At 46.3% G+C, this 24,360-nt stretch carries 19 protein-coding genes; 7 read left to right on the top strand and 12 right to left on the bottom strand.

Annotation, left to right across the window (positions count from 1 at the left end; translation table 11 throughout):
• Window positions 1-180 precede the first annotated feature (180 nt).
• A complete protein-coding gene (motA, locus tag A5867_RS01255) occupies window positions 181-945 on the top strand; it encodes a flagellar motor stator protein MotA (protein WP_005232810.1) in 765 nt (254 codons plus the stop codon).
• A gap of 13 nt (window positions 946-958) precedes the next feature.
• Window positions 959-1,723 (top strand): flagellar motor protein MotB, encoded by a 765-nt coding sequence (locus A5867_RS01250; RefSeq protein WP_015508728.1) that lies wholly within the window; start codon window positions 959-961, stop codon window positions 1,721-1,723.
• Between the two features lie 145 nt (window positions 1,724-1,868).
• On the opposite strand, the gene A5867_RS01245 is transcribed toward A5867_RS01250, so the two are convergent.
• Both A5867_RS01245 and A5867_RS01240 read right to left on the bottom strand, forming a co-directional pair.
• The gene (locus A5867_RS01245; protein ID WP_005226571.1) at window positions 1,869-3,914 is read right to left on the bottom strand and encodes a methyl-accepting chemotaxis protein; all 2,046 of its coding nucleotides are present in this window, start codon (window positions 3,912-3,914) and stop codon (window positions 1,869-1,871) included.
• Between the two features lie 284 nt (window positions 3,915-4,198).
• The gene (locus A5867_RS01240) at window positions 4,199-5,008 is read right to left on the bottom strand and encodes an aldo/keto reductase (protein ID WP_087626707.1); all 810 of its coding nucleotides are present in this window, start codon (window positions 5,006-5,008) and stop codon (window positions 4,199-4,201) included.
• Between the two features lie 172 nt (window positions 5,009-5,180).
• Between A5867_RS01240 and A5867_RS01235 the strand changes: the two genes are divergently transcribed.
• A complete protein-coding gene (locus A5867_RS01235) occupies window positions 5,181-5,573 on the top strand; it encodes a YbaN family protein (RefSeq protein ID WP_005226569.1) in 393 nt (130 codons plus the stop codon).
• A gap of 82 nt (window positions 5,574-5,655) precedes the next feature.
• On the opposite strand, the gene ppdK is transcribed toward A5867_RS01235, so the two are convergent.
• Window positions 5,656-8,289 (bottom strand): pyruvate, phosphate dikinase, encoded by a 2,634-nt coding sequence (ppdK, locus tag A5867_RS01230; protein WP_087626706.1) that lies wholly within the window; start codon window positions 8,287-8,289, stop codon window positions 5,656-5,658.
• Between the two features lie 190 nt (window positions 8,290-8,479).
• Between ppdK and A5867_RS01225 the strand changes: the two genes are divergently transcribed.
• From A5867_RS01225 to A5867_RS01215, 3 genes are read left to right on the top strand one after another with little or no spacing between them, the layout of a single operon-like run.
• Window positions 8,480-9,115 (top strand): helix-turn-helix transcriptional regulator, encoded by a 636-nt coding sequence (locus A5867_RS01225; RefSeq protein ID WP_087626705.1) that lies wholly within the window; start codon window positions 8,480-8,482, stop codon window positions 9,113-9,115.
• Between the two features lie 12 nt (window positions 9,116-9,127).
• A complete protein-coding gene (locus A5867_RS01220; RefSeq protein ID WP_005226564.1) occupies window positions 9,128-9,946 on the top strand; it encodes a pyruvate, water dikinase regulatory protein in 819 nt (272 codons plus the stop codon).
• Window positions 9,936-11,807, top strand: coding sequence for a fructose-1,6-bisphosphatase (locus tag A5867_RS01215; RefSeq protein ID WP_087626704.1), 1,872 nt, complete (start codon window positions 9,936-9,938; stop codon window positions 11,805-11,807). The genes A5867_RS01220 and A5867_RS01215 overlap by 11 nt, the downstream gene beginning before the upstream one ends.
• Window positions 11,808-11,840: 33 nt before the next feature.
• Here the strand turns inward: A5867_RS01215 and A5867_RS01210 are convergent, their stop codons facing one another.
• The 7 genes from A5867_RS01210 to A5867_RS01175 all read right to left on the bottom strand — a co-directional run bounded on the left by A5867_RS01210 (window position 11,841) and on the right by A5867_RS01175 (window position 20,829).
• Window positions 11,841-12,254 (bottom strand): phosphate-starvation-inducible PsiE family protein, encoded by a 414-nt coding sequence (locus tag A5867_RS01210; protein WP_010748527.1) that lies wholly within the window; start codon window positions 12,252-12,254, stop codon window positions 11,841-11,843.
• Window positions 12,255-12,554: 300 nt separating this feature from the next.
• A complete protein-coding gene (locus tag A5867_RS01205) occupies window positions 12,555-13,121 on the bottom strand; it encodes a hypothetical protein (protein WP_015508723.1) in 567 nt (188 codons plus the stop codon).
• Between the two features lie 268 nt (window positions 13,122-13,389).
• On the bottom strand, window positions 13,390-13,893 hold the full coding sequence (locus A5867_RS01195; RefSeq protein ID WP_010748525.1) for a general stress protein: 504 nt from the start codon (window positions 13,891-13,893) through the stop codon (window positions 13,390-13,392).
• A gap of 241 nt (window positions 13,894-14,134) precedes the next feature.
• Window positions 14,135-16,237, bottom strand: a complete 2,103-nt coding sequence (locus tag A5867_RS01190) for an SH3 domain-containing protein (protein ID WP_087626703.1) — start codon at window positions 16,235-16,237, stop codon at window positions 14,135-14,137.
• A gap of 221 nt (window positions 16,238-16,458) precedes the next feature.
• Window positions 16,459-17,688 carry an OFA family MFS transporter gene (locus tag A5867_RS01185; protein ID WP_005226552.1) on the bottom strand — a complete coding sequence of 410 codons (1,230 nt, stop codon included), beginning with the start codon at window positions 17,686-17,688 and terminating at the stop codon, window positions 16,459-16,461.
• Between the two features lie 90 nt (window positions 17,689-17,778).
• Window positions 17,779-20,205 (bottom strand): flavocytochrome c, encoded by a 2,427-nt coding sequence (locus A5867_RS01180; RefSeq protein ID WP_087626702.1) that lies wholly within the window; start codon window positions 20,203-20,205, stop codon window positions 17,779-17,781.
• Between the two features lie 18 nt (window positions 20,206-20,223).
• On the bottom strand, window positions 20,224-20,829 hold the full coding sequence (locus A5867_RS01175; RefSeq protein WP_005226550.1) for an NADPH-dependent FMN reductase: 606 nt from the start codon (window positions 20,827-20,829) through the stop codon (window positions 20,224-20,226).
• Between the two features lie 263 nt (window positions 20,830-21,092).
• On the opposite strand from A5867_RS01175, the gene A5867_RS01170 reads away from it, so the two are divergent.
• Window positions 21,093-22,007 carry a LysR family transcriptional regulator gene (locus A5867_RS01170; protein ID WP_010748521.1) on the top strand — a complete coding sequence of 305 codons (915 nt, stop codon included), beginning with the start codon at window positions 21,093-21,095 and terminating at the stop codon, window positions 22,005-22,007.
• A 62-nt stretch (window positions 22,008-22,069) separates the two neighbouring features.
• Here the strand turns inward: A5867_RS01170 and A5867_RS01165 are convergent, their stop codons facing one another.
• Complete coding sequence (locus tag A5867_RS01165) at window positions 22,070-23,011, bottom strand: FAD:protein FMN transferase (protein WP_087626701.1); 942 nt, start codon at window positions 23,009-23,011, stop codon at window positions 22,070-22,072.
• A 137-nt stretch (window positions 23,012-23,148) separates the two neighbouring features.
• Window positions 23,149-24,357: an NAD(P)/FAD-dependent oxidoreductase gene (locus A5867_RS01160; RefSeq protein WP_015508719.1), complete on the bottom strand. Its 1,209-nt coding sequence runs from the start codon at window positions 24,355-24,357 to the stop codon at window positions 23,149-23,151.
• Window positions 24,358-24,360 lie beyond the last annotated feature (3 nt).

The raw sequence follows: 24,360 nt of genomic DNA, 5'->3' as shown, positions 1-24,360 counted from the left end.
TTGTACCATTTCAAAAATTTGCCGCCACTTGCCCAAAAAACAACAAAAAAAGAAGAAGCTGAAAATTTATTTTAGTTATTTTTAGGATTATTTTTTTTTGCTATTAAGAATGATTTTAATTCACCGATAAAATAAATGAGGGTTTAAAACCTGGAAATAGAATTTAGGAGGACGCAACAAATGGATTTTTTCTTGCTGATCGGTATTATTTTAGGATTGATATCTGTGGTGGTTGGGATGATTGTAAAAGGTGCCAATGTGGCCGTTTTGATCAATCCGGCAGCCGCGATCATCATTTTCGTTGGTGTGATCGCAGCCGTTATCAATTCATTTCCCAGCAGTGATATCAAAAAAATCCCGAAGATCTTCGGCGTTCTGCTGAAAAATAAAGAATACGACTTAAAAACAACCATCAATACCATCGTTGAATTAGCCAACCAAGCCCGGCGCGATGGTTTGTTATCTCTTGAAGGTGCCATCCAAAACTTAGAAGATCCTTTTTTAAAAAAGGGTTTGGAAATGGTGGTTGATGGCATTGCCGCCGAACAGATCCAAGAAATCATGGAGAATGAGATCTATGGGATCGAAGAACGGCATCGCATCGGCTCGGCTATTTTTAAAACCGCCGGCACGAGTTCCCCGACCTTAGGGGTGTTAGGAGCCGTGATCGGGCTGATTGGGGCGCTAGGTAATTTAGAAGATGTAGAAGCACTGGGGCACATGATCTCGGCGGCTTTCGTGGCGACCCTTTATGGTATTTTCTTCGGCTATGTCCTGTTCATTCCCTTTAGCTCACGACTGACCTTGAAATCGGAGCAAGAGGTCCAAATGATGTCGATCATCGTGGAAGGGGTCTTAGCGATCCAAGCCGGGCAATCGCCGAAAAGCATTGAGAAAAAATTATACAGCTTGATCGATCCGAAAAAACGGCAAGAACAATTATAAAGGGTGAAGCGACATGAAGCGAAAAAAGAAACATGAAGAACATGTAGACGAAGCGTGGCTTTTGCCTTACTCGGATATGTTGACCTTGCTGCTGGCTTTGTTCATCGTCATGTTTGCCATGGCGAAAGTCGATGATGAGAAGTTCCAAGAAATCAAAAGCGAATTTGGCACCATCCTTTCCAGCCACCACAGCAATTCATCTGTGATTGGGTCGGTGATCGATATGGGCGAGACCACGCCGCGAAAAAAAGCCGCCACTTCTGCCGAAGCACAAGCGCAAGAAGCAGCGGTTCGGACCCAACTGGAAAATCAGCAACTAGAAAAAATCAGCGACCAGCTGTCACAAGAGCTGGCAGCTTCTGGCTTAAAAGAGCAGACAGAAGTCCGCTTGGAATCCGATGGCTTGCATATCACGCTTGCCAGCAGTATCTTGTTTGCCTCTGGCAGCGCCGAGATCACGGACACCACTCGTCAGTCACTGGATCTGCTATCGGACTCACTAAAAAAATTAAAAGCCAACAAAATCGTGATCGCTGGGCATACCGATAACGTACCTGAAAAAGGCAATGGCCGCTACCAATCTAACTGGGATCTTAGTTCCGCTCGGGCCATTACCGTTATGGAGTACTTCATCAGCAAAGGCGCTGTTTTAGAAAAAAATGCTGCCATCCAAGCCTTTGCCGATACCGAACCGAAGGCCGATAACAACACCCCCCAAGGCCGCTCGGAAAACCGCCGCGTGGAGATGATCATTCAGCGGACTGAAACGGCACAATAGCCCATAATACAGTTTTATAAATATCATTATGAAAAGCCAAGACGACCAATATCCGTCTTGGCTTTATTGCAGTCTCCTATTCACTAAACAAAAATCACCCACGAGCCATTCTTGCGAATAGCTGATGAGTGATTTTTTGCTTGGTTTATTTTTCCACTTCAAACCGATTGGTCAATCGCTTCAACTCTTCTGCAATGTCTCTGAGATCTGCCACATGGTTGGTAAATTCATCCATGGTTGCCAAGACTTCTTCTGCATTTGCGGAAACTTCTTGTGTACCAGCGGCATTTTCTTCCGTTGATGCGGAAATGTTTTCTAAGTTTTCCAGTACACTGTTTTGAATGTTTTCGATACGGGCACTGGCTGCTTCAATATGATGGATGCCTTCGATCATATAGCTGCTGCGTTGGAAAACTTCTTTTGAAGACGAGATCGCTTCTTTGATCAAGTTGGTTTGGCGAACGCCGCCTTTGACAGACGCCGACGTTTGTTTGACCATTTGACTAGACTGCTCACGAATTTCTTCAATGATCGCTTCGATCTCTTTGGTAGAAGCCTTGCTTTGTTCCGCCAATTTACGGATCTCAGCAGCCACGACGGCAAAGCCTTTGCCCGACTCACCTGCACTCGCGGCTTCGATCGATGCATTCAAGGCTAGCAAGTTGGTTTGGTAAGAAATATCGTTGATGACCCCAATGATCGAGTTGATGTTTTGGATACTATCATTCATTCCCGTCATGTTCGACATCAAACGCTCCATCTGTGCCAACTCTTGTCGCCAGCTGTCATCGACTTGATCCATGATCGTTAAGTTTTCTTGATTGATCTTCGTAGATTCTTGTGACTTGCTGCTCATGCCGCCAACATTTTCTCGTAATTCTTTCACGACTTGCGACAGATTTTGCATTTGTGACACGCTGTATTCTGTTTCTTGGGCTTGCGCACCGGTCACTTCAGCTATCCCTGTAATTGTTTGAGAGACTTCTTCTGTCGCAATATTGGTTTGTTTTGACAATTCTAATAAAGAATCCGACATTCCTGCGACACTGTTGCTTTCTTTTTGTACTTTTTGGATCAATGCACCCGTGCCTTCGATCATCACATTGTAATTGTCCGCCATTTGCTGGATCTCATTGCCTGCTTTGTCTGGATATACAACTCGGCGTGCCAATTGATCCCATGTCCATTTTTCGCCTTTGGCTCTTTTGGTTTTGCTCATCTTCTCTAGTTTGCCTTCACCGACTTTTCTAAAGTAACGATTGAAGCAATCGATGATCGCTGCGACTACTTTGATCGCGGCATAAGAAACCAGTCCTACAAAGAGCAGCATCAAGATCGTAACGATAATGGTGGTGCGGACTAACGCCCCTAACTCTTTGTCTAGATCACTAGCTTTGACTTCGGAGTACGCCCAAACATTGGAATCAGCAGACTTGTCATACAACACATCGTTGACTTTATTCGAGTCGCCTAAGCCAACCATGCCTGTCGGGTTTTTAGCTTCTTTGATTTTTTGGAATACTTCTTCTTCTTTGATATTCTTACCGATTTGTTTGGTGTTTTTTGAGGTCACGATGACCCCAGATTCTGAAACTAAGGTGACATTCCCAGTCCGCCCTACGGTAAAGGAAGACAAGATGTTTTGAATGCTTTCATAGGAAACATCGACGCTTAAAACCCCCACTTGATTATGGGAGTTTTTGACCCTGATCGAAGCCGACGTCACAAATTGATTCGACACTGTATCTAAATAAGGTGCTGTCCAATACACTTCTCCTTCGGCTTTTACGGCCCCTTTGTACCATGGCCGAATCGTAGGCTTATAATCATCTGGTAAGGGATTGAAGGTCACATACTCATCATCTTCTGTCCCAAAAGTCACCGCTAAGAAGCTGTTGCTCCCAGCAATCGCTAAAGAAAGATCTGAACGGATGCGCCCCATGCTGAATTCTGTTTTCATCGCTGGCAGTTCAGCCATTGACTTCAATTTGCTTTCCGTCGATCGGCGCAAACTCTTTTCTTCCGCCAAGATCAAATTGACGGCACTTTCTTTGTTCAAATCATTTCGTTCAATCAATAAGTTCTTGGTGGTTAAATAGGAACTTGTCAGCATGACAATGATCGGGATCCCCGCAACCAGCATCAAGGTGATCATCACATAAATTCCTATCGTCTTTTTTCTTTTTTTCACAACTGTGCCACTCCTTCATTTCCAATTTCACACGATCCAATGAAGACTCGTCCGTAGACGACCCTTAGTAAGGATAATCGGTTATTTCTTTGAATGATTAAGAGGGTTCATTGGCAGAAACGGCTGCAAGCGCATTTTCTTTTTTGCTAAGGCTTACGGTTGCTGATCTAACGAATAGAAAAGCTCCTCAGTCATGAAGGAGCGTTGCGACTGCATAAAAATAGCCAGCACGGAAGTTTCCGCACTGGCTGTAGGGGCCCCTTTAATGGACTGCTTTTTATTGCCTATAATTCTTTGATGACGGCTTTTTCTTCCGTCGTCAAAGCGAAATCAAAGAGCGCTAAATTTTCGGCTTGATGTTTTTCTGAATGGGATTTCGGAATCACGATCACCCCACGCTCGATTTGGTAACGCAAGACCACTTGGCTCCAGGTTTTTTGATACGCTTCACCGATTTGGGTCAAGGTTTCCCGAGCCGCTTCTGAAATCCGTGAAAGTGGCCCCCAGGCTTCTGGAACTACCTGATTGGCTAAGGAATAGGCGATGATCGCATCGTTCCACTTGCCTGGATGCGATTCGATCTGATTGACCGCTGGTTTGATCCGACTGTTTGCCAATAAATAGCTAAGTTCTTCTTCTTGGAAATTGGACACCCCGATCGCTTTTAAGACTCCTTTATCGACATAAGCCTCAAGAACCGCCCAGACAGCTGCGATCTCTGCCAAGTTGTCCCACGGATGATGGATCAAATAAAGATCGATCGATTCCGTCTGCGAGGCTGCTAAACTCGCTTCGACAGACGCTTTCACGGCAGCTGCATCTTGCGTATGCTCTGGTTTGCCAGGAATCTTAGAAGTCAGGAAAAATTCGCTGCGGTCGATCCCGCTTTCCTTGATGGCTTTGCCTACCACGGCTTCGTTGCGGTAAGAAATCGCCGTATCAAAATGCCGATACCCAAGCTTGATGGCAGTCAACAGCTCTGTCGTATCATCATTGATCGCACCTTGGTATTCTCGGTTTTCTTTCCCAAATGTATTCGTCCCACTGCCGATCACTGGAATCTGAATGCCGGTATTCAATTCAATCGTTTCCATGCTGCTTCCCCCTTTGTGTTGTTTCTAGTCTATCAAAAAAGCAGGAGTATGGGGAAGAAAAACTCTTATTGCCGCTAAAAAACGGGGAAAAACACAAAACGCATGTTCAAGCTGCCCCTCCTCCGTTATACTGAGGGTAAGACACGAAACACCCAAATAAGGAGGGTTACTTTTGAAAAAAACACTATTTTTTCTTTGTGGATCACTGACATTCGGTCTAGGTACTTTAGGAATCTTTTTACCTTTCTTACCCACAACGGTCTTTTACTTGCTGACGGCTTATTTCTGGCTGCGGAGTTCCGATACCTATTATCAACGCTTGGTTCAATCAGAAAATTATCAAAAATACATTGAAAAACCACTCGTACAAAAACAGCTGAGCACCAAGGGAATGGTTCGGATGTTTGCCATGATGCTGGTAGTCTTTGCCATTCCTGCACTATTGATCCCTAATCTGCTGGTACGTTTCGTCCTCGCTGCCATCTACCTCGCCCATGTCATTGGGATCACTTGGTATTTAAAAGGACGCAAACCCGCGATTCAAAAAACGGATCAGCCCCTGTAAGAACGACGCTGCACGAACACACCGTAATCCACCAAGCAGGCGAGCCTTGCTAGTGGACTGCGGTGTATTTTTTTCTCCTATTTTAGCGGGAGCCCACTGACGCCTCTTCGATGATGGGGGCTGATTGGGCGATCGCTAACCAGGCAGCAGGGATTCGGTATGGGGAGCAAGAAACATAGTCGATGCCGATCTCTCGCAAAAATGCAATGGAATAGGGATCGCTGCCGACTTCGCCACAAACACCGATCGAGTGCTCTGGATGACGATCTCTTACGCCAGTGATCGCTTGGCGCATCAACGTGCCAACACCCGCCTGATCTAAGTGCTGGTAAGGATCTTCTTGTAAGATCCCCGACTGCAAATAGGCTTGAATAAAGCTGCCTGCATCATCCCGCGAAAAGCCAAAGGTCATTTGGGTCAAGTCATTGGTACCAAAACTAAAGAACGCAGCATCTTCAGCACACTCCCCAGCGATCAAGCACGCTCTAGGTGTTTCGATCATCATGCCGATCTCGATGTGCAACGGTTGCTGCAGGGTTGCTTCTGCTTGAGCGATCACCTGTGTCAACGTCGCTTTCAACACCAACAGCTCTGCGGGCAAACTGATCAGGGGCAATAAGATCGCCGCCTCTACCTCGACTCCTTGCTGCCGCAATTCCACAGCCGCTTCACAAATCGCCGCTGTTTGCATTTCATAAATTTCTGGATAGCTCAGTCCTAAACGGCTGCCGCGATGCCCCATCATGGGATTGACCTCTTGCAGCTCGTCAATTCGCCGCTCGATCACTGCCAATGATTTTTGACTACGGCGAGCCATTTCAAGGCGTTCATGCTCATGGGGCAAAAATTCATGAAGTGGTGGATCTAATAAACGAATCGTGCACTTCTTTCCTTGCGCGGCCTGCAGCATTTCTTGGAAATCGGCTTTTTGATAAGCCTTGATCTCAGCCAACGCCTTCAATCGTTCCGCCTTCGTTTCCGCCAAAATGACTTCCCGCATTTTCCACAAACGCTCTTCCCCAAAAAACATATGCTCCGTCCGTGCCAGACCGATGCCCGCTGCCCCAAAGGCCAGCGCAGCCTCAATGTCATTTTTCGTTTCCGCATTTGCGTAAACCTTTAGATCTGCCTGGGCTTGTGCCCACGTCAAAAGCTGATCCAGCAAGACACGCTCCTGGACACTGGTCATAGGCAGCTGCCCTTGATACAGTTTGCCAGTGCTGCCGTCTACCGAAAGCACGTCACCTTCTTCAATCAGCAGCTCACCACAGCGAGCCTGCTTCAAAAATACATCGACACTTAATGCCTCGCACCCTACCACACAGCAGACCCCCAGACCACGGGCGACCACCGCCGCATGCGAAGTCATCCCCCCACGAGCGGTAATGATCGCTTCACTCACCACCATGCCTTCAATATCTTCAGGTGAGGTTTCCTGCCGCAGCAACAGGACTTTTTCTCCTGCGCGGCTGGCTTTTTCCGCCGCCTCTGCAGTGAAATAGACATGGCCTGAAGCTGCTCCTGGACTAGCCGGCAAGCCCTGCGCAAAGGCTTTGGCTTGCTGTAAGGCTTCGGGGGCAAATAACGGGTGCAGCAATTGATCGATCATTTCTGGTGTGATGCGATCTAGTGCTTGCCTAATAGTGATCCGACCTTCTGCGACCATATCCGTTGCGATTTGCGCTGCGGCAGCGGCGGTTCGTTTGCCGTTTCTTGTTTGCAAGACAAACAGCTGGCCGTCATCGATGGTAAACTCAATGTCTTGCATGTCTTGATAGTGATCCTCCAAACGCTCAGCCAGTTGCTTTAATTCCTGATAGATCATGGGATGCTGCTGTGCCAACGATTGGATCGGTTGCGGTGTACGAATCCCTGCAACCACATCTTCCCCTTGGGCACACACTAAAAATTCGCCGAAAAGTCCCGGTTCCCCAGTTGCTGGATTGCGGGTGAAGGCGACACCCGTCCCGCTATTTATCCCGCTGTTACCAAACACCATTTCTTGAATCGTTACGGCAGTCCCTAGATCGTCAGGGATGCGATGGAGAGATCGGTAGGTCTTTGCCCGTGGGTTGTTCCATGAGCGAAAAACCGCCGTGATGGCTGCCAACAATTGCTGAAACGGGTCTTGCGGAAACGCTTCTTGAGTATGTTCCATATAAATACTTTGAAACACGCGGCAGATCATTTGCCAATCATTGCCGGTCATCATTTGGTCTGACGCATAATTCTGCTGTTTCTTATAATCTGTCAAGTAGGCTTCAAAGTGCTCTTTTGCTACACCTTTCACCACATCCCCATACATTTGGATCAAACGGCGGTAACAATCATAAGCAAAAACGGGGTCCCCCGTCTGCTGAGCCAAGCCTTGGACGGTTTCATCATTCAACCCAAGGTTTAAGATCGTATCCATCATCCCTGGCATGGAAAACTTAGCCCCACTGCGGACAGAAACCAACAACGGCGACTGCAGTCCGCCAAATGTTTTGTTCCTGCGGACTGCCAATTCTTCGATGGCAGCTTTGACTTGCTTGATGATCGCCTCAGGAAGAACCTGTTCTTCTAAATAGGTCAGGCAAATAGTCGCAGGGACGATAAATCCCTGGGGAACAGGCAAACCCAAATTGGTCATCTCCGCAAGATTTGCCCCTTTCCCGCCTAATAGTGCTTTTTGCTCTTTTGTGCCTTCTGAAAACCATACGACTGCTTTTTCCATCATGTTCCTCCTTTTAAATGTTATATACTATTTCGATTAATTAGCAGTATATAGCATGACACATTTAATCGTCAAGCTGAAAAAAGAAAACTTTTAAGGGATTTATCCTTTTTAAAAGAGAAGGATTGCCTTTTTATTCGGAAAATCATATAATCAATAGCATAGCACATAAAAGAAAGAAGGTGACACATTGGAATTAAGCCAAAGACAAATGAAAATCATTGAAATCGTCAAAGAGCATCAGCCGATCAGTGGGGAGACCATTGCGAAGCAGTTGGGGTTGAGCCGCGCAACCTTGCGGAATGACTTATCGATTTTGACCATGACCGGTTTATTAGACGCCCGACCGAAAGTCGGCTATTTCTATACAGGACAAACCGTTGAGCCTTTGCTTTTCGAAAAACTCTACTATACCAAAGTTGCAGAAGTCATGATCCCACCGTTGCTGATCTCACAAACGGTCTCCGTTTATGAAGCGGTCACGACTTTGTTTATGTACGATGTCGGTTCCCTCTATGTCAAAAATGACCAAGACGAGCTGATTGGGGTCCTCTCCCGCAAAGACCTACTGCGCTTTGCGATCAGCAATGCCGCACCAGAAAAAACACCTGTAGCGATGATCATGACTCGCATGCCAAACATCGTGACCATCACAGCCGAAGAAACGATTTTGACGGCTGGTACGTTGTTAGGGCGACATGAAGTCGATACCTTGCCTGTGGTCGATCCGCAGGAACCAAAAAAAGTCATCGGCAAAATCACGAAGACACGGCTGATGAATTACTTTATTCAAGCAGGCAATGACAGTGACAACACACACTTTTAGGGGGCAAAAACAATGAAGAACGTTCGAATATATTTGATTTCAGATTCCGTAGGCGAAACGGCACAAAAGCTGATCGCAGCCGTTTCCGCGCAGTTTCCCACGATCGACCTTTCAGACATCCAGCTCTTTCCCTTTACTAATGATGAAGAGAGCTTAGGCGAGATCCTCAAAGATGCCTTGCTAGACAAATCGATCGTCGTTACCACCTTAGTCAATAAAGAATTAGTCGCCTTTGTTGATGCCTTTGCCAAGCGGACTGGTTTGCAGTATGTCGACTTTATGTCGCCCTTGACCACGATGCTGGAAAAAACATTCGGTGTAGAAGCCGTCCAAGAGCCTGGTGCCTTGCATCGCTTGAACCAAGCATATTTCAGCCGGGTGGCAGCGATGGAATTTGCGGTGAAATACGACGACGGCAAAGACCCACGGGGATTTCTCGATGCTGACTTTGTCCTCTTAGGGGTTTCGCGAACCTCGAAGACACCATTGAGTTTATACATGGCAAACCGCGGCTACAAAGTGGCAAATCTGCCTTTGATTCCTGAAGTTGCTTTGCCAGCCGAAGTGCACCAAGTCGACCCGCGGAAAATGGTCGGTTTGACCACGAATCCAGAATCCCTTACCGAGATTCGGCGATCCCGAATGCATTCATTGGGCTTAAAAGAAGAGACCCATTACACCAATTGTGAACGAATCGAAGCAGAATTAGCTTACGCGAATGAATGGTTCAAAAAGCTGAACATTCCGGTGATCGATGTCAGCAAACGTTCCATTGAAGAAAGCGCGATGCTGATTGAAGAACAAGCCAAAGAACAGGCCCATGTTCAATAAAGACGCCTTGGCAAACCTGACCGAGATCATCAACTTGGAAGCCATCCAGCAGCTGCCGAAAGCCACCGAGCATTTTGTCAGCGATCTGCATGGCGAATACGATGCCTTTGACCATATTTTGCGGAATGGTTCTGGCAGTATCCGAGAAAAAGTCGAGATTTTGTTTACTGGCGTCTTAACGAAAGAAGAACAGACCGAACTTTGTTTTGTCATTTATTATCCAGAGGAGCTATTACAAGAACAGGCATGGACCCCTGCCGATTGGCGCTTAAAGATGGCACAGCTAGTGAAAGTTGCCCGCTTTACTTCCAGTAAATACACACGTTCCAAAGTACGCAAAGCACTGCCGTCTTCTTTTGCTTATATCTTAGAAGAACTGTTGTACCAATATGATGCTGACTTCAATAAAGAAGCTTACTATCGGGCGATTTTTGATAAGATCATTGAATTAGAGGCAGCCCCGCTTTTTTGCCAAGAACTGGCGTACTTGATTCAGCGCTTCGTAGTGGATCATCTCCACGTCTTAGGCGATATTTATGATCGCGGACCAGCGCCAGACAAAATCGTCGATCGCTTGATGACTTTGACCTCACTGGATATTCAGCTAGGCAACCATGATATTTTGTGGATCGGCAGCTTTTGCGGCTCGTTGCCCTGTTTGGCCAATACGATCCGCATCGCTGCTCGCTACGGCAATCTGGCATTATTACAAGATGGTTATGGGATCGATCTATCAAAAGCACTGGCTTTTAGCCAAAAATATTACTCAGAAAATGAAGGCTTTTATCCGCAAAAAACAGTGGACCCTTTATCAAGCCAGCAAAAAAAAGCAGCCATGCTTTTGCAGCAGGCGTTTGCCATCATCCAATTCAAAGTCGAAGCAGCCGTGATCCAGCGGCGACCAGCATTTGCGATGGCAGAGCGCTGCTTGTTGCATCGCTTGTCTCAAGATCGGCAACAAATCCAGCTAGACCAGACCTATCCTTTGATCAACGGCTGTTTTCAACTAGTAGCTCCTGATGATCCTTACCGTTTGACAGCAGAAGAACATGAGGTACTGCAAGATTTGCTGAGCCAATTTCAACGCTCGCCCCGTTTAGCTGCGCATATGCGCTTTTTAGTTGAGCATGGCACATTGTACCAGCGCTTCAACGACAACCTGCTGTATCACGGCTGCCTGCCTTGTCAGGAAAACGGCGATTTCCTGGCCTTTACTTTCCAGCAGCAGCCCTTAGCAGGCAAAGCGTTGATGGACTTTTTTCAGCAATGTTTGCAGGAAAGCTTTGCCCACCCAGAAAAGCAAACAGACCTTTCCACCGATATGATCTGGTATCTTTGGTGCGGCGAAGGCTCTTCCCTCTTCGGCAAAAAAGCCATGAAAACCTTTGAGCGCTACTTTATAGCAGATCGCAACACCCATACGGAACAAAAAAATGCCTATTATTCTTTAAGGGAAAACGAAGACTTCTGCTGCCGTGTCCTAGCTGCCTTCGGTCTGCCGCCGACAGGTCACATCATCAATGGCCATACCCCTGTCAAAGTCCGTAAAGGTGAGACGCCCATCAAGGCAAATGGTCGTTTATTGGTGATCGATGGGGGACTCTCTCGCTCCTATCAATCCGTCACAGGCATTGCTGGTTACACGCTGTTGTCAAATTCCTTCGGCATGACCTTAGCAGCCCATCAACCCTTTACAGATCGTCAGCAAGCCATCCAGCAGCGACGTGACATCGTCACTCAGAAAAAAATCGTCGTGCGGCAAACGGAAAGAACAACGGTAGGGCAAACAGATATCGGCAAGCGGCTGCAGCAAGAAAGCCGAGTGCTTTTTGAAGAATTAAAAAATCATCCGATCCCTTGACGAGTCATTCGTCAACCAATCGGATGATTTTTTTTACAGTCCTTTAGAACTATGAAAGGCTTTGAGTTTTTCCAACGCCTGCAGCACAATGATCAAGACCAAGATCGCTAAGGCCAAAAAGAGCGTTTCTAACCCTTTTCCTTGTGCCAAAAGCAGCTCTCTTAAAATTGCTGTAATACTGATCAAAATCAAGTAACGCACCGGAATATGGTGACCTTCTTTTACGTAACGCAATAACATCAAAATAATTTCCAGTAAAATAAACAATGTCGCGATCTCTTCGATCAATAAGGAAAGATCACTGACTTCATGCAGCGGGATCACATGGACAACGATTTTGTAGATCGCTTCCGCCATCACCACCAAAACCAACAGAACCAACAGTCCTAACATAATATCAACAATCACACTAATCATTTTTTCGAAGTGCTTAAAATACTTTCCCATAACACCCCTCCTCGCACTTATTATAGCGAAACTGTTCAAAATCACTTTACGATATGCTTGCAAGTGCAGCTTTTTTTAGGAAGGAAGGAAATAAACACGCAGGACTGAGGGTAGTCGCTTTTTTCACTAGTCAAAAGGGATAGCTGCTTTCTGCGACTTTACGGCAACACAGCCACGAAAAAGCCTGTTTATGGCAATGGCCGGGCGTGACTCCTTCACGCAAGCAAATAAAAAAGCTAGGCATAAAGCCTAGCTGAAATGGTGCCTTTGGATTGGACTGGTTTTCCTTATAAACTGGAATCAGTTGACCCCTTCGACTGTTAGATCAACGTTTTCACTCGTATCTTCCGCAGCTTCGTCATCGCTATTGGAGGTTTCCGAAGACGGTTCAGTCGTTTCACTGCTGGAGCTGCTTGTTGTAGTACTGGTCGAACTCGTAGACGAAGAGCTTGAAGAACTGCTGCTAGCGCTACTGCTGGAGGTATCGCTGGTGGTCGTTGAGCCGCCACTCGGCGCGGTACTCGAACTGCTTTCGCTACTTGCAGAAGTACTGACGCTAGGCTCTGTCTCTACTTCGCTTACAGAAACAGACGTGCCTTCATTTGTCGACGCTTCGATCGAGCGACTAGTCGTTGAAGACGGTGTATACGAACTAACACTGGCTTCATAAAAAATCTGACTGGAATCAGAGGTTTCTTCGATACTGCTGCTTGCGGTCTGGTAAGGTGGCTCGGAGGAACTACTGGAAGAATCTCGAACAAAGGGCGCGGCAACAAAGGCATTGGCATCTTGATTGATCGCCACACTCAAAAAAACCGCAACAAAACAACTGACTAATGCCGACTGCATATTGAACTTGAATTTCATCGCACTCCCCATCCTTTCCCAAAAATATGGTTGGACCTTCCGTCAATGATCTATCTCATTCTTATATTATACAAAAAAAAGCAATCGTCAACAAATTAAGTTTTATTTTCAAAGATGACAAAGACATGAATGCCCGTTGCGCAACAAAAAAAGCCCGAGGGCGACGGTCGATCACCTGCGGGCCCATCCCTTCACTAAGGGTTGGCAGGTGCGACGGATGCTCGTTCCTCTGGCTTTAATGGTTCCTTTACTTAAGAAATTCTTTTACTTATAAGTTTCGCAGATGATTCGGGTCATGGATCGGTGCTTCAATATCACTGTCTCCCATGCGCGGTGTTGGATGAACGGACTCATCGGGCATCGCTGTTTCACCTGGTAACGGTTGATCGATGATTGGCTCAGTATCTGCAGCACGATCCGTTATTTTGTCCATCGGCTGATAATCGTAGACGCCGACAACGAGTTTGTCTCGTTCGATGTCATCTCGGTAGCCGTATAATGGATCATGTTCATCGTCTCTGTGATCTGAATCGCCAAAAGAAAACGCATCTTTGATTTTTTCCCAAAGCGAACGATCTTCGTCTTCACTAGCAGCATGCTCCACTTCCACATCATCGATGGATTCTAACCCAAATTGATCGATGACTGTTTGATTCGCATACAGCACGATATCGTCTTTGCCATAGCCTTCGTTTGTCAATTGCTCAATAACCGGTAATACTTCTGTTCGAGTGTCGTAACTGCCAATAATCGTTAGGTTTCTGTTGTGCATGTGAAATCCTCCTTATTTTGTGTACGCTTCGATTGTTCTGGTTCTGAAGCAATTCTTTTAAAACTAGCAATTTCTATTGCTTCTTTCATTCTAACGCAGGGTTCTATGATTGACCAAATAGTTTGATTGCGCTTACGAAAAACAAGTAGTTTCTTGATAAACCGCTAGCAGCTTAGTGAACGCTTGATCCAGCATAAAAAACCGCGTGAGCCAATGGCATACACGCGGTTGCTTTTGCTTATTATTTGGAAACGATCAACTTTTGCCCGACATAGATCGTATAGCTGCTGTTGATCTTGTTCCATGATGCGATTTGGCTGATGCTGGTGTTGTATTTTTGTGCCAGTGACCATAGGCTGTCACCTGATTTCACCGTGTGCGTCTTCGTTGAACTACTGCTGGTATTCGTATTAGAAGACCCACTGCTAGCAGCTGTCAAGTAGGCACCGCTGACCCAGCCTTTGCCAGAAACATAATACCATTTGTTCGTGCCATTGACGGTCGTCCCGGTTTTTGTTGCGGTAACCGTGACGGTTGCCCCTTTACTTAAAGAACCAGTAATACTGCTGCTGGTAGAAGCATCGGAACGAACATTTAAAATCTCGGTGGTTTTCATTTTCTGATTTGTCGTCGTTGAACCGCTGTTATTGGAAGAGCTGCTGGTTGTTGTCAAGTAGGCACCACTGACCCAACCTTTGCCAGAAACGTAGTACCACGTTTTATTGCCTTCCACTGAAGTGCCGTTCTTTTTCGCTGTCACGGTAACGGTCACCCCTTGACCAAGCGTCGTCACGACACGGCTGCTGGTAGAAGCATCCGAGCGGACATTCAATGCGGCCGTCGTCTTCATTTTTTGATTGATGCTTGAACTGTTGTCTTCTTTTTCTGCTTCAGAAGCATTATTGTTGGTCACTTCAGTAAGGTAGGCACCGCTGACCCAACCTTTGCCAGAGACATAGTACCAATTTTTGTTGCCGTTGACTGATGTGCCGGTTTTCATAGAAGTGGCTGTAAAGGTCGTGCCTTTGCTAAGTGATCCTACCACTGATCCGCTAGTAGAAGCGCTGGAACGAATATTCATCGCTTCCGTCGTCTTCATTTTTTTGTTGATCGTCGTGCCAGAATTGCTATTGTCAGAACCGGTGTTGCCTGATCCGCTATTGTTATTTGAAGCATCGGTCGAAACCTTCGTCAAATATGCACCGCTGACCCAGCCTTTGCCAGAAATTTTATACCACGTGGTGTTGCCGTTGACGCTGGTGCCCGTTTTGGTCGCCGTTGCCGTAAACGTCGTATTGGCTGCTAACGAACCAGTGATAGAGGCACTGGTGGAGGCATCCGAACGAATATTCATGGATGACGTGGTTTTCATTTGCTGATTGATCGCTGTTTCATCACTGACGATCGTTTCATTGCTATTGCCGCCGCCTGCATTTGAGCTGCCAGTGTCATATTGCGTTAAATTATACGTACTGATCAAATTGTTTAATTTGCTGGCATAAGAAGTATCGGTTGCATACCGCCCTTGCAGCCAAGCGGTCGCTTGCGTGTAAGAGGTCGTATTGCTTTTCCACGCACCGCTGTAATAGTAGTTGCCGCTAGAAAAACTCGTGTTGCGCAACACATACGCATTGTCTTCAAAAGACTCTTTTAATGATGGGTATTTCCGAAACTTGGCGCTGATCAAATAATAATTGCCTGAACCATCATCTTCATAGGTATCCATTGTCACGTATTGGCCATTATAGCTACCTTTGATCCCAAACATATTGTTGGCCGTGGTCGTCAAAGTTGATGCGCCCCAGCCAGATTCCAAAATCGCTTGTGCCATCATGACAGAGGCATACAGATCGTTTGCTGCCGCTACTTCCGTTGCATAGCCGCAAATCTGACTGATAAAGGCAGCCGGATCGATCGTTGCCCGTGAAAATAATGCCCGACTGGTCAAATCCGAAAGGGCTGATGGTACTTCATCTGCTTCTAAGACTTCATCACTAGCGACTGTTGTGCTTTCTGTCGTCGCTGTTTCTGATCCCTCAGTGACTGCTTTAGTCCCTGACTCCTCCGTCGTTTCCGAAGTTTCTTCGGTTACAACAGGTGCTGTCGTCGATGCTGTCGTTTCCTCAACCGGTGTGCTGTCGGTTTCTGGTGTCGTGTTTGTTGTTTGTTCAACGACCTTGAGGTCATTGCTAGTTTCTGTCGTTGCCGTTTCAGCCGCATGCCCTAAGGTCGGGATAAACGTTGATCCCGCTACTAAAGTAGTAGCCATCGTAATACTTTTTTGGGTATATTGTGTGCGCTTCAAGCGCTTTTCTAAGCGGCGTCGTTCTTTACGAATTGTCATTTAATCCCTCCGTCGTATTAGCCTTTTTTTATTGTAACACGATTTATTAAAAAATGGGGGGTTAAGATGAAAAAACAGTGAACTCAACGAGATGATTTCTTGCTATAAAACAGTTTTCTCTTTTGCTTCATCCGCCAATCCTCTGTTTTAAAAAAAGAAAAAAGAGTGGCTTTGGCACCAAAAAAGCAGCCTTTATCAAAAAGACTGCTTTGGTTGAATTGTTATTTAATAACAGGTGCGGGCTTTTTGGCTTTTTTCAGCATCGCATAGCCAATGTTGAGAACGAGCCCAAAAACCGCCAAGAAAATTGCTGTATAAAAGGCTTTTGTATAATCTCCTTGGTTGCTTTCAGCGATTGCTGCTGCCACTCTAGGCCCAAAGAATGCCGCCGTAGAATAACCAATAAAGACGATTCCATAGTTGACTCCTTGATTGATCGGTCCGTAATTTTCCATAACGATCGATGGGAAAACCCCCATCACGCCCCCGAAGCACAGTCCTAAACCGATGATCCCGACAGTGAAGATCACGGTTGTCTGACCAAGTGTCAATAGGAATAAGGACAATGCCACCACGCCATAGATGATCATCAACGTATTCGTCCGACCAATTTTATCAGAAACGGTGCCCCAAAGGACACGACCAAAACAGTTGCTCAATGAGTACAAGCTGACATAAAAAGCAGCGGCGGCTGCCGTCAAACCGAACATACTTTGCCCGATCACTGATGCGTTAGAAGCAATCATCAAACCTGAGAAAGCCCCTGCACCTAACATAACGATAATCAAGTAGAAGGTTGGGGTCTTTAGCATGTCCAACCAATTCAGATTGATTTGTGGGCCATTTTTCCCTTGCGCAGCTGGTTGCCAACCTGCTGGGCGATAATCTTCTGGTGCCTTGCGAATAAACAGACTAGCCACTAAGACGATCACGATATAGGCGATCCCTAAAATCCGAAACGCTGCTAGTACATCTTGTGATTCGATCAAACGATTTGCAATCGGTGCGGCAATAATCGCTGCCCCACCCATACCTGCTGTGATCAAGCCCGACGCCAGTCCCCGTTTATCCGGGAATAGCCGAATCGTATTGCTTAAACAAGCCGAATAGGCAAAGCCTTGCCCTAAACCAGCAAAGACTCCATAAGTCAGGTACAACATGGCGGGTGAGTTGACCAATCCCGTCAGGAAGAAGCCCGCTCCGAACAACACGCCTCCACCAGCGATGACCCATCTAGCGGCTCCGCGGTCTGTCAGCAAACCACCCAAAATCATGGTAATCGGGCCAACTGCGGCATTGATGGTAAAGGCTAACATGATCTCTTCCATGGACCAGCCTTTTAATTGACTAAGAGGTCCTGCAAAAACACTAAAGGCGTAAACAGCGCCCGTACACAGCAATACCGCGGTCGAAGCGATCAGAATCAGCCAGCGATTGATTTTTGTTTCCATTTTTTCTCTCCTTTGCTTTAAGCATGTTACTTTATTCACATGTTTTTTCAAAAGCTAGCGCGCGTGTCGAGACACAACGCGCAAGGCTTTTTATTCGAGATGTTCTGCGACTGCTGTTTTTCCAGCAATTCGGCCAAAAGTAAAGATGTCTGTCAACGAGTTGCCGCCTAAGCGATTGCCAGCATGGATCCCCCCAGCAACTTCCCCTGCTGCATACAGCCCTTCAATGATTTGATCTTCCTTCGTCAACACATGGGTTTGCGGATCGATCTTCAATCCCCCCATCGTGTGGTGAACCGCTGGTTTTCTTGGTGTGGCATAGAAAGGTGCTTTTTCCACTTTCAAGTCGAAGACATCCTTGCCAAACTCTGGATCCTTCCCAGCATCCACATAGCTGTTGTATTTCGCAACGGTCGTCTCTAAGACGGCTGGATCAACATTGATCTGCTCTGCCAGGCCAGCCAAGGTCTCACTGCGGAACAGCGTACCAGCAGCTACTTGCTTATCGATTTTTTCTTGGCTCGTGTTATAAGCGGTTTTCTTGATCTCTTCATCCGCGATCAAATAGAACAATCCGCCATTATCGATCGCCGCTTGGGTCAATACATCGCGGCTTTCGTATTCATTGACAAAGCGTTCACCCTTTTGATTGACCATCACAAAGTTAGCAGGTGGCACTTGCAGGCCACTGAACAAAGCCCCTGTGTTTGGATCAGATACGGGCATCATTTGCGAAAAGCCCATGCCAACAAGGTCCGCGCCAGCACTTTCCCCTAGTTTGATCCCGTCACCAGTGATCGCTGGTGAATTTGACGTTTTGATATCGTCTTCGATCTCTGTCCAATACGTATTGTATTGTTTCAACATTTTCGTATTCGCTCCGAACCCACCAGAAGCTAAAATCACTGCTTTGGCATGGATCGTGACTTTTTGACCGTTACGGCCTTCCCCGATGATTCCAGTAACCTTGCCATCTTCGATCAATAATTCTTTGACAGGCGTATCGGTTAAGATCGTTCCCCCATGTTCTTTCACGAATTGATGCAAAGCAGAGACAAAGGCATACCCTTCGTTTTTGACTGGTTTATGTCCTCGGCGCCATTTCGCTCCTACTGGCATATCGACATTGTTCATATCAAATTCTACGCCGATTTCTTCTAGCCATTTCACTGAGTCCAATGCTTGATCCGTCAAGATCTTCACTAGCTCGTATTTCCCATAGATCGGTTGACCATTCAAATCTTTGCGTTTTCCGCCTAAATAGGTTTGAATTCGATGCCACAAAGCAGAATCAAACAAGTATTCTTTTTCTGGCGTCGTTTCTGAAAGATACGCAGTGATTTGTGCCTTCAAAGCTTTGAAGTCTGGTAAGTATTCTGTATCGATCTCTTGCTCATCGATCGTCAGCACTTCTTCTAAAGCACTGCGTTCGCCAGGCAATGCGGAAAAGCCGTTTTGCCATTTTGGATCCGCGGCATTCATCGGTCCGCCAGTACGTACAGTATTGCCACCGATCGCTGGGAATTTTTCTACTAAGATCACATCTTTATTGGCTTGCAGCACACTGGCAGCTGCACTCAGACCCGCACCGCCGCCACCCACGACAACGACATCGGTGGTATACGTTTCATCTTCTGTTTGCAAAGCACTGGCGGCTTTTGGCCGTTTGCGCAAGACATCTGGGTTCGCACCAGCCATTTTCACGGCTTTTGCTACGCCATCAACGACACCGTTACTAGTAACCGAAGCACCAGAGATCGCATCGACATTTAAGGTTTGCCCTTCAATGATCTCTTGAGGAATCCGTACGAAAACGACATCAGCGATCCCTTCGGATTCACCAGAAGTATCGATATCGATAGCTTCGATCCGTTCTTCGCTCAATTTGACGACCATTGGTAGATCCCCGTTATGTCCTGGTGCTGTGACGGTGTATTCGCCAGGCTCATAAACGACTTCTTCTGGTACGTTCAACAAATTAGCGACTTCCGTAAACCGAACGAACTTGCGGAAACAGCTTTCCAAAAAATCGACCGTTCGTTGATCTTTTAAATTGCCTTGTTCATCAAAGGCTTGATGGGCACGTCCCAGCAAGAACTCATTTCCTGGCATGACTGTCGCATTGACACCCGGTGCATCAAGGATTTGGCGCAAATGAAGCTGTGCTCGCGAAGAGCCTTGTACATCGTAGGATGCACCGACGATCATTACCGGTTTGCCATCAAAGGGATGGAGATTGAAGGAGAGCCATTCCAAGACGCTTTTCAATGCGGAAGGAATCGAATGGTTATGCTCTGGTGTCGCAATGATCACCCCATCGGCTGCTAAAATCTTGCTATTTAACCGTTGAATCACTTCACTATTGGTTTGATCTTGTGTTTCATTGAACATTGGGACATCCTTGATTTCCAGTAGTTCAATTTCTGCTAGGGCAGCAAATTCTCGCTGCATAAACGCCACTAATTGGCGATTGGTGGATTTTTTGGCGTTCGTTCCGATTAGGCCGACAAATTTCATGACTGGTTCCTCTCTTTCTTATGCTTGTTCCCACGAAAATTTCTTTGCTCGTTCTTTAGCCGTTGAATATTCACTGACCAGACGGTTCGTGATTTCGACAAACAAGACAAATTCATTGAAACAATCTTCTAGTTCGGCAACTTTTTCGCTATCGATCAAGTTTCCTTGTTCATCGAAGGCTTGCATGGAGTGCCCTAATAAAAATTCCGCACTCGGCATGATTCGAGCTTTTACTTCTGGTGCATCTAAGATCTGACGCAAGTGGGCTTGGGCTCTCGATGAACCTAATGCACCAAGAGAAGCACCCGTGATCATCACTGGTTTATCGATCAAAGGCCGCGTCGTATAAGAAAGCCATTCAATCATGCTTTTTAGCACCGCTGGGATCGAGTGATCGTATTCTGGTGTACTGATGATCACCCCATCTGCTGCTTCGATCTTCTCTGACAAGGCTTGGACTGCCGCTGGTGCCGTCCGATCTTCTGGTTCATTAAATGCTGGCAGATCACTGATTTCGCAAAGTTCGATCTCCGCTTGGTCACTAAAATGGCTTTGAATAAATTGCAGTAAGCGACGGTTGGTCGAACGCGTCGAGTTGGTTCCTACGATTCCAATCAATTTCATTATCATCTCTCCTAATTGTGAATAATTTAACATTTAACAATAAATAAAAAGTTTTTGACCATTGGCTTTGATTTCTTTTTTCAATCGTTTCTCAAGTTGGTTTTTAAGACCTACTGAGATGAAAGGCTTCTTTCTAAACAAAAAAATCTTCCCCAAGTACCCATTTAGTGTACGACTGAATTCTTTATTTGTGAAATATTTATTTAACTATCTATCGATAACAAATTTGTTATAATGAAAAAAATGACTAGGAGGACCACGCAATGGCACTTAAAGATTCCCATCTGATGCTGCAATACCTCGATACCTTGTTAAAGCATAGCAACTATACCAAAGCCGCCAAAGACCTCTACATCTCACAGCCTTACTTGACACAAACCGTGAAACGTGCCGAACAAGAGCTAGGGACCCCCATCATCAATCGGCAGCCGGGTCATTTTCAACTGACGGAAGCTGGTAAAATCTATTATCAATATCTGGAAACCTTGGAAACAGAGTCTGCCAAATTGAAAAGTCGGCTGTCTTGGTATACCGCGACCGAGAAGCGTTCTTTGCGCTTAGGCATCTTGCCTAGCCTTGGTTCCTATCTGCTGCCACTCTTTTTGCCTGCATATTATGAACACTATCCCAACGTACACTTTTTCTTACGGGAAGACCTGCCGAAGCACAATGAAAAACGACTGTTGAATGGGCAGCTGGACTTTTTTATCGGACAAAATCCTGAGACGATCGCACCGAATCTAACGGTCCACAGTACCAATCAAGAACGGTATCTAGCGATCATTCCGCCTTGTTCTCCCCTGTATCAACCAGAGAAGCGGTATTTAGCACCTGATTCATTGGCCGTCAAAGACTTGCTGCAAAGTCCGTTGATTTTGACTGCCAGCGGCTCGGCGATTCGGCGCCAAATCGATCAATTGCTGCAAAAATACAAAGTAGAGGCGACCGTTCTCATAGAAAGCAGCAATATTTATACAGCAGCAGCATTGGCAGAAAACAACCTTGGGATTGCGATCGTACCAGAAAGCGTGCTGCAAGCAGCGACTGCGACTCCTTTTAATCTTTATCCGATGCCAGAGGAACTCTTGTCCCTCACCTATTTTATTGCCCATCAAGCCGAACGGGCATTGTCAAACAGCGAAGCCGACTTGATCGAGACCTTTTTGCAACACGTCTAGCTTTCTTTTTACAAAAAAACAAGCAGCCACCACCTATATTCCTAGGTGATCGCTGCTTGTTTTCATTCTGCTGTTGGCGTTTCGATCAAACGTGCTAATTCTTGCGGATAGATCAGCTCTCCTTGTTTTGTAATGACTAATCCAGTGATCCCTTCTAACGGCGCCAGCTCCTGCAAGATGGCTTGTGGCTCTTTGCCGAACAAGCGGGTCGTCCAAATCTCTCCATCAACCGATTGGTCGGAGAGAATCGTGACACTGGCAATGGCTGACTCTAACGGATAGCCCGTTTCTCGATCAAAAATATGATGATAGGTCTTGCCCGCTACCTGATAGGTTCGTTCATAGATCCCTGATGTAACGACTGATTGATTACGAACCTTCAACGCTGCGACAAAATTCCCTCTTGGTAAGAAAGGGTTTTGGATCCCGATCCGCCAATAGCCATCTTGATGGCTTGGGGCATCGCCGTAAGTCACCACATTGCCTCCAAGATCGATCAAAGCGGCTGTAACACCAACCTGTTTGAAATAGGTCATCAACAAATCAGCAAAATATCCTTTTGCCACAGCCCCTAGATCAAGCTTCATGCCAGCAGCTAACCCGATGGTCTGCAGCGTTTCATCCAAAATGATCTTGGCAGGATCAGTCTTTGGCAGCAGCTCCGCGATTTTCTCAGGCGTTGGTAGATGAGCATCTTGGAACCCGATCCGCCATTCCTGCACCAAAGGACCGATGGCAATATTTAAGTAGCTATCTTTGGGTACGCTATGGGCTTTCCCTCGTGCGATCAATTCAAACAATTCCTGTGTGGCAGCGATCGCTCCTTGTCCTGCCTGCTGATTGATCTGCATCAACTCAGACGTCGGGTCATTGGCACTAAAACGCTGTTCAAAGGCCGCAGCTCTTTTGGCTGCTTCCTCTAAGATCACTTCTGGGGTTTCATGCTGCACCCAAATCGTGATCACCGTTCCCATTCCCTGTAACACTCGTTGGCCTTCTGGCATTGTCCTTGCTCCTTTGTCCTGTTCTTTTGGCTATCATAGCAGTTTCTGGGAGAAAAAAGTAGTCTGCGGGATACCGCTGCTGCTTTTTTTTGAAAAAAAACTGCGAGGTCACCCTCGCAGTCTGCTGTTTCTATTGCTCAATGATAAAAGTCGAAGCGGCCTTTCGCCAATACTTCTTTGACCCCACCGGTTTGGTACAAGGAACGGTCCATAATGGCTTTTTTCACCACGGAAGCGGGATAGCCTTTGATGCCCATTTTCCCTACTAAGCCAAAGGCATGGGTATTGCCGATCGATGCCACTGAACCTAATGATTCAAAGTGGAAATCTGCTGGTTTTTCCCCGTTCATTTGACGTAAGATGTTTTTACCCGCATGCTGCCCCATCTTCAAAGCGATTTGAGCCGTTGTTGGATACGGGCGATTGGTCGCTGGGTCCATGACTGCTGAAACATCACCGACAACATAGACGTTACTATGATCAGGGTCTGTTAGGTCTTGATTGACCATCACGCGACCACGACGAGCAGAAAAGTCTGATTCAGCCATCACATGGCTACCGCTGACGCCTGTGGTCCAAACGATAGTTTTGGCTGATAATTCTGCTGTTGCTCCTGTATCGGCATCATTTTGATAGACAACGACACCTGGTTTGATTGCTTTGATGGGTTTACCAGTCAGGAAGTTTACGCCCCATTTAACGAGATTTTTGATCCCGTAATCCGATAGTTTTTCATCAAACATCGGTAATAAACGAGTCACTGCTTCGACACAGTACAGTTTGATGTCTTCTGGTTTGACACCTGCTGCTTTCGCGAAGGTTTTACGGTTTTCCACCAATGAACCTAGCAATTCGATTCCCGTGAAACCAGCACCGCAGACAACGATTTTTAGGTAGTCAGGATTTTGTGTTTCTTTGTATGCCTTCATTTGTTTCAACAAATGATGATAGATGTTTTCTGCGGAGTCGACATCCACCATTTCCAACGCATGCTCCTCGACACCAGGGATCCCAAATGATTCTGATTCAAAGCCTAATGCCACGATCAAATAATCATAGGTGCACGTGGATTGATCTTTAAAAACGATCACTTGCTGGTTACGATCGATCGACGCCACTTCCTTTTGAACAAAGCTCGTCTTTTGGGGACGAACGACATCATTGATGGGATAGCAAATGCGGTCTCTTGGTTGCGTACCGGCCGCAACTTCATGAAGATCGGTTGCCTCATAATGATAATCGTTTTTGTCGATCAATGTGATGTGAAACGCTTCTTTTGCTCCTTGCAATACGTGCAATGCTCGCAATCCAGCATACCCTGCTCCTAAAATGACAACTTCCTTCATGTT

The sequence above is a fragment of the Enterococcus sp. 6D12_DIV0197 genome, from assembly GCF_002174385.1.
Lineage (GTDB): Bacteria > Bacillota > Bacilli > Lactobacillales > Enterococcaceae > Enterococcus_D > Enterococcus_D casseliflavus.
The sequence above is the reverse complement of the archived record's forward strand: the minus strand, read 5'-3'. Positions and strand labels throughout refer to the sequence as shown.